Consider the following 16,582-nt stretch of genomic DNA (forward strand, 5'->3'; position numbering starts at 1 on the left):
CACATGGTGGTCGTTCGGTGCCGCTGGGTGTCGCTGCGTGTCGCTACAGCACCCCCTCTGACCTGCGGTGGAGCGTTCCGTCCCTGGTCAGCGGCATGGTCGGGTAGCGATTCCTAAACCGTGTGTCGCAGGTTCGAATCCTGCCGGGGGCACCAACGCGAGCGCCCTGACCAGCAGAAGTACGCCGTACGACACGAGTCCGCGTCCGATGGAAATCTGTCGTCAGTGAAGCGTGAGCCGTAGATCGATGTCGTCCCAGCCGTCCGAGACACACCAGCCTCGCAACTGGCGGCGGTGCGTCCGGGTGTTCTCGACAGCCTCCGCATAGAGCTGCTCGTGATTGGTCGGGATCCCGGCCCGGGCCAGTCCTTCCAGGCTTGGTGCGTCCACCGGTTCGTCGGTCGCCACGATGAACGAGCCGTCCAGGATGCGTACCAGTTGCTCAAGTGCGCAGGACAACGGTTCCACCGCACCGATGTCCGGCCGGTGGCGGGGGTCGACACCGGCGCGCATCAACAGCAACGCCCCGTCGAGCACCGTCACCGCCGCGGAAGCTGACTTGCCGCTGCTCTCGGCATGGAAGAAGTGCAGCACCGGGAAGGCCAGATGCCGTTCACCGAGCCGGACGAGTTCCGGGGTGAGGCTGGTGAGGTGCTGGGCGAACATGGGGGCGAACTTCCCGTCGGCCCAGCCCCGGCGGACGATGTCGGCCGGATCGGCGCCCAGGGCGGCGACATGACCGGCGATCGTGCGCTTGTCGACCACGGCGGACACCACCTGCATGAGATAGGTGATGCCCAGGGTGACCAGGAACAGGCCGGTGAGCACGGCGCCGTTCGTGGCAAGCTGTGCCGTCGTGGTCCCTGGTGTGTGGTCGCCGACGCCGAGGGTGAATATCGAGAATCCGGTGTAGTAGATCCTGGACCAGATGTCGGCCGGACGGCCGAACTGGTCGAGCACCGCGTCCGGGGTGGCGCAGAAGACCAGAAGCCAGCCGAGCCACAGGCCGGTGACCCAGGCCCCGAAGGTGGTCGCCAGGACGGCGGTGCCCGACCAGCGCAGGACCCGATGCCGGCGAGGGCCGCGGCCGGCGAGCCGACGGATCAGCCGCCACATGCCCTGCGACACGTGTCGGGTGAGCCAACCGGCCCCGCTTGCCAGCGACAGCGTGGTCACCGCCGCGTCCAGTAGGACCGCCCCCACCACCAGAAGACCCGCCGACATCCACAACACAGCCAACGCTCTACCGCCCCATCACGACCTGCACATCAACCCGACGGGCATTCCGTCGGCTCAAACCTCAGGCATGGCAGCGGCCCGCGCAACTCGTCATCTCCTGCGTACGCCGCGGACGCGAGGCCGTACACCCCAATCGGTGTGATGTGTGGCCGGCTTCTACCGGTCTCCTCCAGCACGAGGTTGACCGGCGAGCGGCGTCAGCTGGCCGGCAGTTGGGTTGCGGCCGTCACCACCTGGTCGATCAGGCCGTAGTCGCGGGCCTCCTCGGCGGTGAACCAGCGGTCCCGGTCCCAGTCCTGCTGGATCTCGGCCAGGGTCCGGCCGCTGTGCTGGGCGATCAGCTCCTGCATGGTCCGCTTGACGTGCAGCATGTTCTCCGCCTGGATGGTGATGTCGGAGGCGGTGCCGCCCATGCCGCCGGAGGGCTGGTGCATCAGGATCCGGGTGTGCGGCAGTGCGTACCGCTTGCCGGCCGTGCCGGCACAGAGGAGGAACTGACCCATCGAGCCGGCCAGCCCCAGGGCCAGGGTCGCCACGTCGTTACGGACGAAGCGCATCGTGTCGTAGACCGCCATTCCGGCGCTCACCGAGCCGCCGGGCGAGTTGATGTAGAGGGTGATGTCCCGCTCCGGGTCCTCGGCGGCGAGCAGCAGGATCTGGGCGCAGATCCGGTTGGCGATCTCGTCGTTCACCTCGCTGCCCAGGAACACGATCCGTTCCCGCAGCAGCCGTTCGAACACCTGGTCGCCGAAGGTCCGCTGGCCGTCGTCGAGCATCCTGATCATGGTCAACCTCCACCCGCCGGCGGCGACGTCGAGCGCCCGGGGACCGGCTCCTTGAGCCTGCGGGACGCCGCCGGTGTCCGCCCAGCGGTTCTGCCGGGGGCAGATCCGCCCACGGCAGAACGACGGGGAACAGCCGCCAGCTCAGGTCACTCTCCAGGGGCAACTTCCCGGTCAGAGCGATGTCGAACGGCATGAACATATCGGCGGGACGTCGAGGCGCAGGAGACGACGACTCCTGGTGGTCTCACCCGTGGTGACTACCGACGGCGGCCCGAACGGTGGCCGTCCGCCGGGCGGCCGGCCTACGTGTCCTGGATCGGTGCAGCGCGCCGCCGAACGGCCGGCCGGGCGAGGAGCGGCGACGCAGCAGCGGCCGCCGGGCGACGAGGTGGACCGGACCGACCCGGTCGGCGAAGGCAACGACCCTGATGCCGCCAACCAACCCACCGCCAATCAGCCCACCGCCGACCAGCCCACCGTCAACCAGCCCGGCGGTGCCGAGTGGCCGGTCCGAGGGGGACCAGCCCGCGTGCAGGCCGTTGCCGTCCAGCCCTGCCGTCAGGTCCGAGGCGAAGCCGAAGCCGACGGCGTCGAGCCGAGCGACGGTCTGGGCGCTTCCGTCCGTGCCGTGGCCAGCGGTAGCGGTCGCCGGGTCGCCGCGCCGGGCGGCCGGGACACCACCGGTCCGGGCATGAGCGGCCGGGCCGGTGGCCGGCAGCCGGCGTTCGACCCGCCGAAGCTCGTCGCGAACCTCTTCCAGCAGATCCGAGAGGTGCAGGCCGAGCGCCCGGCAGATCGCCGCGAGAACCTCGGAGGACGCCTCCTTGCGCCCACGCTCTACCTCGGACAGGTAGGGCACGGACACCCCGGCGGCCTGGGCGACCTCCCGCAGCGTGCGGCCCTGGTGCTGGCGCTCGCGGCGCAGTACGGCGCCGATCACCCGTCTCAGCAACGACATGCGGGCCTCACTCTCGCCGTTCCTGCGCTGACCGTCCCATCATGCCCGTCCGCCGCCCCGTTCGCCGTACCCTGCCGTTGAAACGCCACCCCGCCGTGCGGCTGCCGGATCAGCCGCTATGTTGTGGACGTGCAGGCGACCGAGGCGGGGCAGGTCCCCCGGTGATTCATTTTCCCGCGCAGCGGCGAGGCCCGCTCAGCGCGTTGAGCCTGCGGCTGGCCGCCGCGATCGGGCTGGTGCTCGCCGTGGTGGCGGTGGTCTACCTCGAACGGGAGCAGTACCGCGACAACAACGGGGACGGCCTGACGCTGCTGGACTGCTTCTACTACGCGGTGGTCTCCCTGTCGACGACCGGTTACGGCGACATCGTGCCGATGACCCAGCAGGCCCGACTGGTCAACATCGTGTTCGTCACCCCGGCCCGGGTGCTGTTCCTGATCATCCTGGTCGGTACCACCCTCGAGGTCCTGACCGAGCAGTACCGGACCGGCCGTCGCCTGCACCGGTGGGAGAGAAGAGTGAAGGACCACGTCATCATCTGCGGCTACGGCACCAAGGGGCGTAGCGCGATCTCGGCGTTGATGGAGAACGGGCTGGACAAGTCCCGGATCGTGGTGGTGGAGCGCGCCGGTCCGGCGTTGCGTCAGGCCACCTCGAACGGGCTGGTCGCGATCGAGGGTTCGGCGACCCGATCCTCCGTGCTCAACCAGGCCCACGTGCGAACCGCCAAAGCAGTGATCATCGCAACCGACAGCGACGACGCGTCGGTGCTGGTGGCGTTGACCGTACGCCAGCTCACCGCGGGTCAGGTCCGGATCATCGCCGCGGCCCGGGAGGCGGAGAACGCGCCGCTGCTCAAGCAGAGCGGCGCGCACCACGTGATCGTGTCCTCGGCGACCGCCGGCCGGCTGCTGGGTCTGTCGACGTCGGCTCCGCCGCTGATCGACGTGGTGGAGGATCTGCTCACCCCGGGTCAGGGCATGGCGCTGGCGATGCGTTCCGCCGAGCGCCACGAGGTGGGCAAGTCGCCCCGTGAACTGGACACGTTGGTCATCGCGCTGGTCCGGCGGGGCAAGGTGGTGACCCTGGCGGATCGGGCCGGTGCGGTCATCGAGACCGGGGACATGCTGGTGCACGTACGCGACGACCGCCCCACCGCGAACACCCTGCCCTGAGCGACGGTCAGCAACCGCAGCGCCGAAAGCCCGACCGGGCCGCCCCCGCACAGGAACGGCCCGGTCGTCGTGGCGGTCACGGTACGGGGGTCAGCCGACGATGGTCCAGGTGTCGCCGCTGCCCAACAGCCCGGCCAGTTGCTGCTCCGGGGTCTCGGTGACGGTGGCCCGGGCGTCGGCCAACTGCCCCTGCACCACGCTGTCGTACGACGGTCGGCGTACCGAGCGGAAGACGCCGATCGGCGTGTTCCGCAGGTCGAAGCCGGGCAGCCGGGACAGCGCGAACGCGTACGCCGGGTCGGCGACCGTGGCGTCGTGCACGACGATCTCCTCCGCCGGGGTGGCGGCGGTCTCGCGTACCTCCAGGCCGAACCCACCGGGCGGGTGTACGACGCAGAACTGCCCGTCCTTGCCGAACGTGATCGGCTGGCCGTGTTCCAGCCGGATCAGGTAGTCGTCGCGGGTGCCCGGCTCCTTGAGCTGCTCGAACGCCCCGTCGTTGAAGATGTTGCAGTTCTGGTAGATCTCCACGAAGGCCGATCCGGAGTGTTCGGCGGCGGCGCGCAGCACCGACTGCAGGTGCTTGCGGTCGGAGTCGATGGTCCGGCCGACGAAGGTGGCCTCCGCGCCGAGCGCCAGCGAGAGCGGGTTGAACGGCGCGTCCGCCGAACCGACCGGCGTCGACTTGGTGATCTTGCCGACCTCGGAGGTGGGAGAGTACTGCCCCTTGGTCAGCCCGTAGATCCGGTTGTTGAACAGCAGGATCTTGAGGTTGACGTTGCGGCGTAGCGCGTGGATCAGGTGGTTGCCGCCGATGGAGAGGGCGTCACCGTCACCGGTCACCACCCACACCGACAGGTCCGGTCGGGAGACCGACAGGCCGGTGGCGATCGCCGGAGCCCGCCCGTGGATCGAGTGCATCCCGTAGGTGTTCATGTAGTACGGGAAGCGCGACGAGCAGCCGATCCCGGAGACGAAGACGATGTTCTCCCGGGGGATGTTCAGCTCCGGCATGAACTGCTGGACGGCGGCGAGGATCGCGTAGTCGCCGCAGCCAGGGCACCAGCGCACCTCCTGGTCGGACTTGAAGTCCTTGGCGGTGAGCTTGAGGGCGACGGGCTCAGACATTCTTCAGGACCTCTTCCAGCATCGTCTCCAGCTCGGCGGCGGTGAACGGGAGGCCGCGGACCTGGTTGTAGCCGATGGCGTCGACCAGGTAGCGACCCCGGATCACCTGCGCGAGCTGACCGAGATTCATCTCGGGGATGACCACCCGCTCGTAGGAGCGCAGCACCGCACCGAGGTTGGCCGGCATCGGGGCCAGGTGCCGCAGGTGCGCCTGCGCGACCGGTAGGCCGCGCTGACGCAGGGCGCGGCAGGCCGCACCGATCGGGCCGTACGTCGAGCCCCAGCCGAGCACCAGCACCCGGGCGTCACCGTCCGGGTCCTCCACCTCGATGTCCGGCACCGGGATCGTCTCGATCCGGGCCGCCCGGGTACGCACCATGTAGTCGTGGTTCGCCGGGTCGTACGAGATGTCGCCGGTCTTGTCGGCCTTCTCCAGCCCACCGATGCGGTGTTCGAGGCCCGGGGTGCCCGGCACGGCCCACGGCCGGGCCAGGGTCTGCGGATCGCGCAGGTACGGCAGGAAGGTGGTGCCGTCCTCGCCGTTGGGCGCGGTGGCGAACTCGACCCGCAGGTCCGGCAGCGACTCGACCTCGGGCAGCAGCCACGGCTCGGATCCGTTGGCGACGTAGTTGTCGGACAGCAGGATGACCGGGGTGCGGTAGGTGAGCGCGATCCGCGCCGCCTCCAGGGCCGCGTGGAAGCAGTCGGACGGCGACTTGGGTGCGATCACCGCCACCGGCGCCTCGCCGTGCCGGCCGAACAGCGCCATGTTCAGGTCGGCCTGCTCGGTCTTGGTCGGCATGCCGGTCGACGGCCCGGCCCGCTGCACGTCCACGATCACCAGCGGCAGCTCCAGCGCCACCGCGAGGGAGATCGTCTCGCCCTTGAGCGCCACCCCCGGGCCGCTGGTGGTGGTCACCCCGAGCGCACCGCCGTAGGAGGCGCCCAGCGCCGCGCCGATCGCGGCGATCTCGTCCTCGGCCTGCATCGTGGTGACGCCGAACCGCTTGTGCTTGCTCAGCTCATGCAGGATGTCCGAGGCCGGTGTGATCGGGTACGCGCCCAGGAAGACCGGTAGGCCGGAGCGGACGCCCGCGGCGACGAGGCCGAGCGACAGCGCGGCGTTGCCGGTGATGTTGCGGTAGGTGCCCGGCGGCATCTTGGCCGGCTTCACCTCGTAGCGGACGGCGAAGTCCTCGGTGGTCTCGCCGAAGTTCCAGCCGGCCTTGAAGGCGGCGACGTTCGCCGCGACCAGCTCGGGCCGCTTGGCGAACTTGCGCTCCAGGAACCGCAGGGTCGACTCGTAGGGCCGGGAGTACATCCAGCTGAGCAGGCCGAGGGCGAACATGTTCTTGGCCCGTTCGGCATCCTTCTTGGACACGTCGAGTTCGGCCAGCGCCCCGATCGTCATCGACGTCAGCGCGACCGGATGCACCGCGTACCCGGCGAGGGTGTCGTCGTCGAGCGGACTGCTCGCGTAGCCGACCTTCGCCAGGTTGCGCTTGGTGAACTCGTCGGTGTTGACGATGATGTCGGCGCCCCGGGGCAGGTCGGTGAGATTCGCCTTGAGCGCTGCCGGGTTCATCGCGACGAGCACGTTCGGCGCGTCGCCGGGGGTGAGGATGTCGTAGTCGGCGAAGTGCACCTGGAAACTCGACACACCCGGCAGGGTGCCGGCGGGAGCCCGGATCTCGGCGGGGAAGTTGGGCAGCGTGGAGATGTCGTTGCCCAGTTGCGCGGTCTCCGAGGTGAACCGGTCCCCGGTCAGCTGCATGCCGTCGCCGGAGTCGCCGGCGAACCGGATGACCACCCGTTCGAGTTGGCGGATCTGCTTGGTCACGGCCGCACCTCGCTTCGTCGCGCACCGTGGCGCGGCCGGCTGAACTGGATGGTGACCTCGCCTTGCTCGGCCACGAGACCTCCTTGACGCGCCGCTGCACCGGCCGTCCGTGAACGTCCGGCCCGCCTGTCCTTCCTCACCGAGAGCCTACGTCGGATCGGGGGCGCGTCCGGCCCGGAGGTCCGCCGACTGGGACCGGAACGTGAGGGTTTATGTGGTCAGTTGCGGTGTTTCGCCGGGGCCGCCGTAATCCATATCACCGCCAAATCGCCGCACATCCCACCCCCCTGATTACTGCACCCCCACCCCTGGTCACCGCACGTCCCACCCTTGCCGGTCGTACGTCCGGGCCGGTCGCCGGGCGCGGAACCAGATCGCGCTGTCCGGTTCCGGCGCGCCGCCGGCCGGGTTCGCCGCCTCGGTCCGCAGCGAAGCCCCGCTCGCCTCGCCGCCGGTCGGCAGCGTGCTGGCCCGCCGTCGCAACCACGCCACCACCAGCCCGGCGGTCAGCACCAGCAGCACCGACACGGTGATCAGCAGCATCGTGGAGCGTTGTCCCGCCGCCGGCCCCTCGCCGGGTGCCGCTCCGGCCGGGCGCAAGGCCGGTGACGTCACCGGTGCGGGCGGCGACACCACCGCGGGCAGTTCGGGTGACGTCGCGGTGATCCGGAAACTGAGCTGCATCCGTCGGTCGGCACCGTGGCGCGGATCGAGCCGACCGATCACCGCGCCGGACAGCGGCGCGCTCCGCAGCGCCTGCGCCGTCGCCGTCACCGGCAACCTCACCTCCTCGGTCCGCCCCGACCGCACCGTGCCCAAGTCGCAGCGGGTACGCGTGGCCGCCACGGCGACACAGCCGGCGGGTGGCGTCGCCACCGTGACCCCGGCGGGCAGCAGCACGTCGACCCGGCCATCGGCGTCGGCCCGGCCGGTGTTGCCGAGCCGGACGAGTAGCTCCGTGCCGGCGCCCTCGGCGTCGAAGGTGACCTCCCCGGCCGACATGGTGATCCCCGGTACCGGCGGGCCGGGCGGGAAGAGCACGGCGAAGCCCTCGTCGTCACTCGCGGTACCGGCTGCGCCGGTGGCCGTCACCCGTACCGAGCCGGCCAGCGGCACGTTGCGCCAGGCGTCGCCGTCGACCCGGATCCGCAACCGGGTGCTGAACTCCGCGCCGGGTGCCGTGGTCCACTGCCCGCAGCGGTGCTCCCGGTTCCCGGCGTCGGCGCAGCCGCTCGTGCCGGCGTCGGTGAGGCCGGCCGGCAGGGTGTAGCTGAGTCGGACACCGGCGCTCGCGGTGCCGGTGTTGGCCACAGTCACGTTCAGGGTGACCACCATGCTGGCCGAGTTCCAGTAACCGGCCGGCAGGGTGACATCGCCGGTGGTGACCTTCACACCGGCCGCGGCTGGGGGTGCGAGGGTGGGATCGGCAGGCCGGGACGGCGGCGAGTACGTGGGCCGGGACGGTGCCACGGTGACAGCCGGCGGACCGCTGCTCGGGACCGGCCCGCCGGTGGTGGTGCCCGGTGTCGGCGTTGTCGGGGGCGCGGCGGGCCCACTCGTCTCGATCGGCGGCTCCACCGTGGGGGGCGGTGAGGTGGGTGCCGGCTCTTCGGTGGGCTCGGCCGGCGGGCTGTACGGCACCGGCTCGGTGGCCCGACTCGCCGCCGGACCGGCCGCCACCGCTCCCGGCGCCACGGCGGCCCCGCCGGCCACCAGCAGACCGAGGGCGCAGGCCGACGCGAAGGTACGACGCCAGGCGCGCCGTCCGGGCAACCGTCGCATTGGTCCTCCGGTGCTGGTGGTGGTCTCACGGTGGTCGGAAGTTGTCCTGGGACACTAGTCCCCGAAGAAAGAAGTTCGCGACGCGACCGGGGTCGAGCGCGGGACGGTAGGCTGACCGACCGTGACCGGTTACCTGGGCTCGTACGCGACGCTCGGGCTGCTGCTGCTCGCCGGCGTGCTCTTCCTCGCCGTCGCGTTCACCGCCAACCGCGTGCTCCGCCCCGCCCGCCCGGCAGACCCGCCCGGCAAGCGCGCCAGCTACGAGTGCGGCCTCGACCCGGTGGGTGGCGACTGGGCGCAGATGCAGATCCGCTACTACGTCTACGCGTACCTCTACGTGCTGTTCGCGGTCGAGGCGGTGTTCCTCTTCCCCTGGGCGGTGATCTTCGACCGGCCCGGATTCGGGCTGGTCACCGTGGTGGAAATGGCGATCTTCGTGGGTGTCCTGGCGCTCGGCCTGCTGTACGCGTGGCGGCGCGACATTCTCCGCTGGACCTGACCGGCCGCTCGACCGAGCACCGCTCAGGCGAGGCCGCGACGGCTGAGCGTGGGTGGACGATCTCCCCGGACGGCCGCGACCATGTCCAGCAGCCGACGGGTGGGGCGGACCTGATGGGCGCGGAAGACCCGGGCGCCCAACCACGCGGAGACCGCCGTCGCGGCGAGCGTGCCCTCCAGCCGCTCCGCGACCGGCAGGTCCAGCGTCTCACCGATGAAGTCCTTGTTCGACAGGGCGACCAGCACCGGCCAGCCGGTCGCGGCCAGCTCGCCCAGCCGCCGGGTGATCTCCAGCGAGTGCCGGGTGTTCTTGCCGAAGTCGTGTGCCGGGTCGATGAGGATCCCGTCGGGGCGCACGCCCAGGGAGACCGCACGCTCGGCGAGGCCGGTGACCGTCGCGACCACGTCCGCCACCACGTCGTCGAAGGCCGCGCGGTGCGGCCTGGTTCGCGGGCTGAGTCCTCCCGCGTGTGAGCAGACCAGCCCGACGCCGGTCCGCGCCGCCACCCGGGCCAGCGCCGGATCCGCCCCCGACCAGGTGTCGTTGAGCAGGTCCGCGCCGGCCGCCACGGCCTCCACCGCGACCTCGGCGCGCCAGGTGTCGATCGAGATGACGACGTCCGGAAAGGCGGCCCGTACGGCGGCGATGGTGCCGACCGTCCGCCGGATCTCCTCGGCGACGTCGACCTCGGTGCCCGGCCCGGCCTTCACCCCGCCGATGTCGACGATGTCCGCACCCTCGTCCACCGCCCGTTCCACCGCCCGCAGCGCGCTGTCGGCCGCGAAGGTGGCGCCCCGGTCGAAGAACGAGTCCGGGGTGCGGTTGACGATCGCCATCACCACCAGTTCGTCGGGACCGAACCGCCGGGTCCCGAGCCGCAGCACCCCGGCCACGCCACCTCCCACATCGCCGTACGCCGCCGGCCGATCACGCCGCTGGCACGCTGACGCTATCCCGTCGTCGGTCCGGCTTCCTGTCCGGTACGCCGCGCCGGGTGGGGTCGCCCTGTTCCCGTCGGCGTGCCACGATCAGTGCATGGGTCAGCCTTTGCTCCTGCTGGTCGTGGCGGTCACCGTCGCGGCGGTCGTGTTCGGCGTCACCGTGCTGGTCACCGGCCGGGATCCCGGCCTGGCTCCGGTCGAGGCGGACGGGCGTGCGGTGCCGCTGCCCGGCGACCGTCCGCTGCGTGAGTCCGATGTCGGCGAGGTGCGCTTCGACACCGCGCTGCGTGGGTACCGGATGACCCAGGTCGACCAGGCGATGCGCCGGGCCGCCTACGACATCGGCTACAAGGCCGAGCTGATCGGTGTGCTGGAGGCGGAGGTGACGGCGTTGCGGGACGGACGGATCGCCGACGCCGACGCGCTCCGACGGGCCCGCGAGCAGTCGGCCAACCCGGCGGTGGCGGGGCCCGCGCCCTGGGATCCGCCGGTGGCCGACGGATCGACGATCGAGCTTTCGGTGGCTCCCGCGGGAGCCGAGACCGGTGACCGCCCGATGCCGGCGGCCACCACCGAGGCACCGACGGAGCCGGCGACCGCGGCGGGAGCGACGAGCGAGGCGACGCAGCCGGCCGACGGCGAGGCCCGGCCGGCCGGCGGGCAGCAGGTGCCGGGTGCGGCCGAGGGTGCGGTCCCGGCGGCTGCCGATCCGGACGCCGACGACAGGCCGGCGGACAGCGGGGCGTCGGGCACCGCGTCGCGCGGTCCGGTGGTCCGGTCGGAGTCGGCGTGAGCGGCTCGGACGGCGTGGACGATCTTCGCGAGGCGGCCCAACCCGGCGCGGGTGAGGTGACCGCCACGGTGATCGTCAACGCGCCGGCCGAGAAGGTCTTCGCTGCCCTGCTGGCCTGGGAGCGGCAGTCCGAGTGGATCCCGTTCACCACCGTCCGGGTGGTGGAGGGTGACGGTGGTGAGGGGAGCCTGGTCGAGGCGGTGACCTCGGTCGGCCCCGCGGTGCTGCGGGACAAGATGCGGGTCGTCCGGGTGGACGCGCCGTACGAGATCGGCGTGGTGCACTGCGGCACGCTGCTGCGCGGCCCCGGGGTGCTGCGGTGTACCCCGCTGGAGAGCGGGCGCAGTCAGGTGGTCTGGCACGAGTGGTTCCACCTGCCGGGCGGCCCGGCCGGCAAGGTGGCCTGGCCGGTGCTCTGGCCCGGATCCAAGTTCAGCCTCACCCAGGCGCTGCGACGCTTCGCCCGCCAGGTCGAGCAGGGCCGCCTGCCCTGACCGGTGCCGGCCAGGCTGTCGGACACCGGGCCTAGCCTTGACGCCGTGACTGAACTGGTTATCGGTGCCGACGGGCTGGCCCGGTGCGGGTGGGGTGCCAGCACTCCCGACTACGCGGTCTACCACGACACCGAGTGGGGACGACCACTGCACGGTGACGACGCCCTCTACGAGCGGATGACGCTGGAGGCGTTCCAGTCCGGCTTGTCCTGGCTGACCATCCTGCGCAAACGGCCGGCCTTCCGGACGGCCTTCGGCGGGTTCCGGATCGACACGGTGGCCGACTACGGCGAGGCCGACGTGAACCGGCTGCTCGCCGACGCCGGCATCGTCCGCAACCGGGCCAAGATCGAAGCTGCGATCGCCAACGCCCGTGCCGCCCAGGAGCTTCCGGAGGGACTCTCCGCGCTGCTCTGGTCGTTCGCCCCACCACCCGATCGGGCCCGACCGGGCTCCGCCGCCGCCGTACCCGCGCTCACCGACGCCTCCACGGCCATGGCCAAGGCACTCAAGAAACGTGGCTTCCGGTTCGTCGGCCCGACCACGGCCTACGCGCTGATGCAGGCCACCGGCATGGTCGACGACCATCTGGCGGGCTGCCACGTCGTGACCTCCCGACCGGCGTGATGGGATGAGGGCATGACGACCGACACCGCACATCGGGTGAACGGGACGAGCCGGGCGGACGGCACGGGTAACTGGGCCGTGCTCCTGCCCGCCGGACGGTACGACGCCGAGCGGCTCGTCCACCACGACACGCTTGAGTTGACCGGGCTGGACGGCGGCAGCCTGCCCCGCCCCGGTGACCAGGTCGCGGTGCTGGCCGACGAGCCGCCGCGGCTGGTGGCCGTGGGTCGGGTCGCCGGCCCGCCCGCCGGTCGTCCGGAGGACCCGGACGACCCGCAGTCCGACCGGGTGCCCGACACGCTCGTCGTCGCGTACACCCGGCGGGCCTTCGACGAGCCGGTGCCGGCCGACGCGCTGCTCCTCGGCGGGCCGGTCACCCCGCTCGACGCGGCGACGTTCCGCGAACTGGTCGACCGGCTCGGTCCGGCCCCGCAGCGTCGCACCTGGCTGGTCAGCCTGGACCTGCCGATCGAGGCCGACTCGCCGGCGGAGGCGGTCCGGCTGTTCTGGGCATACGTGCAGGAACTCGGCCCCCGGGAGTTGCCGGCCTTCGTCTCGCCCTCGGGCGACGAGTTGGCCATGCAGGCGTTCGTGCTCGGCGCGGAGGCCAACCAGGACCCGGAAGAGGACGACTGACCGACCCGGTCCCGCCAGTGGGGCCGGCGCGGGCTCAGCGGCCCTCGAAGACCGGCTTCTGCTTGTCGACGAAGGCCATGGTGGCGGCCCGGTGGTCCGCGGTCGCGCCGCAGATCGCCTGCGCCTGCGCCTCGGCGGCCAGCGCGTCGGCCAGGGTGCCGGCGTCGGCGACGGAGAGCTGACGCTTGATCGCCCCGTACGCCACGGTCGGCCCGGCGGCCAGGCGGGCGGCGAGTTCCTGCGCGGTGGGCAGCACCTGCTCGTCGTCGTCCGTCAGCCGGTTGAGCAGGCCCAGCCGGCAGGCCTCCTCGGCGCGTACCGGCTCGGCCAGCATCAGCAGCTCGACGGCCTTGGCGTGGCCGACAAGCCGGGGCAGCGTCCACGAGGCGCCGGTGTCGGCGGCCAGTCCGACCTTGGCGAACGCCATCAGGAAGCTGGTGGTCGGACCACCGATGCGGATGTCGGCCAGGAAGGCGAGGGAGGCCCCGGCCCCGGCGGCCATGCCCCGGACGGCGGCCACCACCGGCTTCGGCAGGCTCGCCAGCCGGGCGGCGATCGGGTTGTAGTGCGCCCGGACGGTGTCCAGCGGGTTGTCGTCGCCCGCCCGGAGGGTGTCGACGTGCTCGCGCAGATCCTGGCCGGCGCAGAACGACCCGCCCGCCCCGGCCAGCACCACCGCCCGGCAACCACGGTCGGACTCCAGCTCGGCGAGGGTGTCCCGCAGTGCCTCCTTGAGCGCCACGTCGAGCGAGTTCATCGCCGTCGGGCGGTTCAGGGTGAGGGTGACGACGGCGTCGGTGCGGTCGACGAGCAGCGGCTCGGTCACGAGTGGCGACCCTTCTGTCGGGCTAACCGGTGTCCACCGTCGAGGCACTGCTCGACGTACCGGTCGGCGGCCGGTCGGAGCCGGGCCGCGTGGCGGTCGAAGAAGCTGGCCGCGGCGGTGCCGGGCCAGCGCTCGGGCAGCAGCGCCGGGGGCAGCTGCGGATCCCGGAACAGGAAGGTACGCCATGCGTGCACCAGCCGGAACCGGGCCGCGTACGCCTCCTCGTCGCCGCTGCGGGCGGTGACGCCGGTCAGCAGCGTCCGCTGCTCGGCGACGAACTCCTCGTACGCCCGGCCGATCTCGGCCAGGTCCCAGGCCCGGCGGACCAGACCCATCGCGCCCGGGGTGCCGGCGGCGTGCGCCGCACTGAACCGCTCGAAGCGTACGCCCGCCTCGCTGAGCAGCAGGTCGACGTCCTCGGCCGGGCGGGTGGCCACCCAGGTCTGCTCGTCCAGGGTGCCGTAGCCGAGGTACCGCAGGTTGGCGGCGAGGCGCTGACGGTCCCGGCGGGCGGTCGGTGCGTCCAGCACCAGCAGGTCGAAGCGCCCGTCCCAGCTGACCCGACCGGTGCGGTAGATCCGGGAGGCGGCCTCGTCGAGTCGGCGGGCCGCCTTCGGTGTGATCGAATATCCCGGTCCGGAGGTCAGCCTGATCGGTTCGAGCCAGCCCTGGCGCACCATTCGGGAGACCGCCGTCCGTACGGCAGGTGGCGCGATCCCGAGCGGCGCCAGCAGCTTGACCAGCGCGGCAACGGGTGCGCGTCCACCCCGCGGCCGGAGGTGGTCGCCGTACAGGTCGAAGAGTGCCGACCGTGCCTGCATGACCGCACATTGTGACAGGCCATCTAAGGATAAGCTAGATGCTGTTACATCAATGCTGCTTCGGTTTGGGTCCGGCGGTGTTCATCAGGGAAAATCGTCGGTCGACACCCACGTGCAAGTTGCGGGTGGTCATGGCGAAGTGGCTGTGGGGCAACCCACCGACCCTGGTGTAGGTCTGAGGGGAGACAACATGGCGGCGATGAAGCCGCGGACGGGCGACGGTCCGCTGGAAGTCACCAAGGAGGGCCGGGGCATCGTCATGCGGGTCCCGCTGGAGGGCGGTGGCCGGCTCGTCGTCGAGATGACTCCCGACGAGGCGACTGCTCTCGGTGACGCGCTGAAGGCGGCCGCCGGCTGAGTGTGGCCGGTGCGTCGGCGACGCTCGCCGCCGCGGACAGTTCGTCTGGTTCCTGGCTCTGAGCCACCGGTCCCACCGGTGGCTCAGAGCCGTCACACCTTCGCGCGGTCCGATCCACCGCGCGTCCGTCTCCAGGAGGTACGGCTCCGCGTGCTCGCCATTCGTCTGACCGCCGAGCCGGAACGGCTCGACACCCTCATCCTGCCCGTGCGGCCCGGCGCCGCCGAGGATGCGCCGGCCGAGTCGGTGCCGACCGCGGTGACCCCACCCGACGGGATCGCCGACGAGGTGGCCGCGTTGATCCCGGCGGCGCGGCTCTCGGGCCGGGCCGGCGAGGTGCACGTTCAGCTGCGCCCCGGGGGCGGCCCCGGGCGGCTGCTGCTGCTCGGAATCGGCGCGGCCGACGAGGCGGCGTGGCGGGCGAGCGGCGCGGCACTGGCCCGTGCCGCCAAAGATGAGACTCATGTCACACTCGCCCTGCCGAGCGGGGTGGCACCCGAGGCGGTGCGCGGCCTGGTCGAGGGACTGCTGCTGGCGTCGTACCGGTTCCGGCTGGGTGCGGACACCGACGCGCCCGCGCTCACCGACGTCGACCTGGCGGTCACCGACCCCGAGGCGTACGAGCAGGCCGTCGAGGTGGCGCAGACCACCGCCCGGCTGACCCGACTGGCCCGGGACCTCACCAACATGCCCTCCTCGGTGAAGAACCCGCAGTGGTTCGCCGAGCAGGTCACCGAGGCCGCGGCCGACCTGCCCGGGCTCACGCTGCGGGTTCGCGAGCCGGAGCAACTGGCGGCCGAGGGCTTCGGCGGCATCCTCGCCGTCGGTGGCGGATCGGCCAGCGGCCCGCGCCTGGTCGAGCTGGACTGGCACCCCGCGGACGCCCGGACCCATGTGGTCCTGGTGGGCAAGGGCATCACCTTCGACACCGGCGGCATCTCGATCAAGCCGGTGCCGGCGATGAAGCTGATGCGCAAGGACATGGCCGGCGCCGCCGCCGTCGTGGCGGCCACCCTCGGTGCCGCCACGCTGGGCCTGCCGGTCCGGGTGACCACGCTTGCGCCGCTGGCCGAGAACATGGTCAGCGGGGCCGCGTTCCGGCCCGGCGACGTCGTGCGGCACTACGGCGGGATGACCAGCGAGACGACGAACTCCGACGCCGAGGGGCGGCTGGTGCTCGCCGACGCGCTGGCGTACGCCGTCCAGGAGCTCAAGCCCGACCTGCTCGTCGACCTGGCCACCCTGACCGGCGCGAACGCGGTGGCGCTGGGCACCCGCACCGGCGCCCTCTACAGCGACAACGACCAGCTCGCCGAGGATCTGCTGGCGGCGATCAGGTCGGCCGGTGAGTCGGCCTGGCGGATGCCGCTGCCCGCCGACTACGTCGAGCACCTCGGCAGCGACCTGGCCGACCTGCACAGCGCGCCGACGCAGGGCGGTGGTTCCGTGCTGGCCGCGCTCTACCTGCGGGAGTTCACCGGCGAGCTGGCCGACCGGTGGCTGCACATCGACATGTCCGCACCCTCCTGGTGCGAACGCGACGACGCGGAGCTGACCCGGGGCGCGACCGGCTGGGGCGTACGCGGGCTGCTGCGCTGGTTGGCGGCGCTGGACTGACGGTGTGCGGGGCGCGGCCGGCTCACCCCGCAGCCGGCCGCTCGGTACCGCTGCCGGCCCGCC

16 protein-coding genes and 1 pseudogene are annotated in these 16,582 nt (G+C 72.0%); 8 read left to right on the forward strand and 9 right to left on the reverse strand.

Going from position 1 to position 16,582, the window contains the following annotated elements:
- Positions 1–222 precede the first annotated feature (222 nt).
- The 3 genes and pseudogenes from O7597_RS15570 to O7597_RS15580 all read right to left on the reverse strand — a co-directional run.
- A complete protein-coding gene (locus O7597_RS15570) occupies positions 223–1,224 on the reverse strand; it encodes an ion channel (RefSeq protein ID WP_269739977.1) in 1,002 nt (333 codons plus the stop codon).
- Between the two features lie 212 nt (positions 1,225–1,436).
- The gene (locus tag O7597_RS15575; protein ID WP_269739976.1) at positions 1,437–2,024 is read right to left on the reverse strand and encodes an ATP-dependent Clp protease proteolytic subunit; all 588 of its coding nucleotides are present in this window, start codon (positions 2,022–2,024) and stop codon (positions 1,437–1,439) included.
- Between the two features lie 721 nt (positions 2,025–2,745).
- A pseudogene (locus tag O7597_RS15580) lies at positions 2,746–2,982 on the reverse strand (helix-turn-helix transcriptional regulator); the annotation flags it as partial.
- A 161-nt stretch (positions 2,983–3,143) separates the two neighbouring features.
- Between O7597_RS15580 and O7597_RS15585 the strand changes: the two are divergent.
- On the forward strand, positions 3,144–4,157 hold the full coding sequence (locus tag O7597_RS15585; protein WP_164446250.1) for a potassium channel family protein: 1,014 nt from the start codon (positions 3,144–3,146) through the stop codon (positions 4,155–4,157).
- A gap of 90 nt (positions 4,158–4,247) precedes the next feature.
- On the opposite strand, the gene O7597_RS15590 is transcribed toward O7597_RS15585, so the two are convergent.
- The 3 genes from O7597_RS15590 to O7597_RS15600 form a co-directional block, all read right to left on the reverse strand.
- Positions 4,248–5,285, reverse strand: a complete 1,038-nt coding sequence (locus O7597_RS15590; RefSeq protein WP_281583125.1) for a 2-oxoacid:ferredoxin oxidoreductase subunit beta — start codon at positions 5,283–5,285, stop codon at positions 4,248–4,250.
- Positions 5,278–7,125 carry a 2-oxoacid:acceptor oxidoreductase subunit alpha gene (locus tag O7597_RS15595; protein WP_281583126.1) on the reverse strand — a complete coding sequence of 616 codons (1,848 nt, stop codon included), beginning with the start codon at positions 7,123–7,125 and terminating at the stop codon, positions 5,278–5,280. Before O7597_RS15595 ends, O7597_RS15590 begins: the two co-directional genes overlap by 8 nt.
- A 312-nt stretch (positions 7,126–7,437) precedes the next feature.
- A complete protein-coding gene (locus tag O7597_RS15600; protein ID WP_281583127.1) occupies positions 7,438–8,907 on the reverse strand; it encodes a hypothetical protein in 1,470 nt (489 codons plus the stop codon).
- Between the two features lie 121 nt (positions 8,908–9,028).
- On the opposite strand from O7597_RS15600, the gene ndhC reads away from it, so the two are divergent.
- A complete protein-coding gene (gene ndhC, locus O7597_RS15605; protein ID WP_269739972.1) occupies positions 9,029–9,406 on the forward strand; it encodes an NADH-quinone oxidoreductase subunit A in 378 nt (125 codons plus the stop codon).
- A gap of 23 nt (positions 9,407–9,429) precedes the next feature.
- Here the strand turns inward: ndhC and folP are convergent, their stop codons facing one another.
- Positions 9,430–10,299 carry a dihydropteroate synthase gene (folP, locus tag O7597_RS15610; RefSeq protein ID WP_281583128.1) on the reverse strand — a complete coding sequence of 290 codons (870 nt, stop codon included), beginning with the start codon at positions 10,297–10,299 and terminating at the stop codon, positions 9,430–9,432.
- Positions 10,300–10,441: 142 nt separating this feature from the next.
- Here folP and O7597_RS15615 point away from each other — a divergent pair, with 142 nt between their 5' ends.
- The 4 genes from O7597_RS15615 to O7597_RS15630 are packed head-to-tail and all read left to right on the forward strand — an operon-like array spanning position 10,442 to position 12,897.
- On the forward strand, positions 10,442–11,140 hold the full coding sequence (locus O7597_RS15615) for a DivIVA domain-containing protein (RefSeq protein WP_281583129.1): 699 nt from the start codon (positions 10,442–10,444) through the stop codon (positions 11,138–11,140).
- Positions 11,137–11,634 (forward strand): SRPBCC family protein, encoded by a 498-nt coding sequence (locus O7597_RS15620; RefSeq protein WP_164446752.1) that lies wholly within the window; start codon positions 11,137–11,139, stop codon positions 11,632–11,634. The genes O7597_RS15615 and O7597_RS15620 overlap by 4 nt, the downstream gene beginning before the upstream one ends.
- A 45-nt stretch (positions 11,635–11,679) precedes the next feature.
- The gene (locus O7597_RS15625; RefSeq protein ID WP_281583130.1) at positions 11,680–12,261 is read left to right on the forward strand and encodes a DNA-3-methyladenine glycosylase I; all 582 of its coding nucleotides are present in this window, start codon (positions 11,680–11,682) and stop codon (positions 12,259–12,261) included.
- Between the two features lie 12 nt (positions 12,262–12,273).
- Entirely contained in the window at positions 12,274–12,897 is a 624-nt protein-coding gene (locus O7597_RS15630) for a hypothetical protein (RefSeq protein WP_281583131.1), read from the forward strand.
- 34 nt (positions 12,898–12,931) lie between these two features.
- Here O7597_RS15630 and O7597_RS15635 read toward each other — a convergent pair whose 3' ends face one another.
- Together O7597_RS15635 and O7597_RS15640 are read right to left on the reverse strand one after the other, a co-directional pair.
- Complete coding sequence (locus O7597_RS15635; protein ID WP_281583132.1) at positions 12,932–13,723, reverse strand: enoyl-CoA hydratase-related protein; 792 nt, start codon at positions 13,721–13,723, stop codon at positions 12,932–12,934.
- Entirely contained in the window at positions 13,720–14,544 is an 825-nt protein-coding gene (locus O7597_RS15640; RefSeq protein ID WP_269739966.1) for a PaaX family transcriptional regulator C-terminal domain-containing protein, read from the reverse strand. The genes O7597_RS15635 and O7597_RS15640 overlap by 4 nt, the downstream gene beginning before the upstream one ends.
- Positions 14,545–14,734: 190 nt before the next feature.
- On the opposite strand from O7597_RS15640, the gene O7597_RS15645 reads away from it, so the two are divergent.
- Both O7597_RS15645 and O7597_RS15650 read left to right on the forward strand, forming a co-directional pair.
- Positions 14,735–14,902 carry a DUF3117 domain-containing protein gene (locus O7597_RS15645; protein ID WP_013283866.1) on the forward strand — a complete coding sequence of 56 codons (168 nt, stop codon included), beginning with the start codon at positions 14,735–14,737 and terminating at the stop codon, positions 14,900–14,902.
- A gap of 150 nt (positions 14,903–15,052) precedes the next feature.
- Entirely contained in the window at positions 15,053–16,519 is a 1,467-nt protein-coding gene (locus O7597_RS15650; protein WP_281583133.1) for a leucyl aminopeptidase family protein, read from the forward strand.
- Positions 16,520–16,582 lie beyond the last annotated feature (63 nt).

The organism is Verrucosispora sp. WMMC514, from assembly GCF_027497295.1.
GTDB classification, from domain to species: Bacteria; Actinomycetota; Actinomycetes; order Mycobacteriales; family Micromonosporaceae; genus Micromonospora; species Micromonospora palythoicola.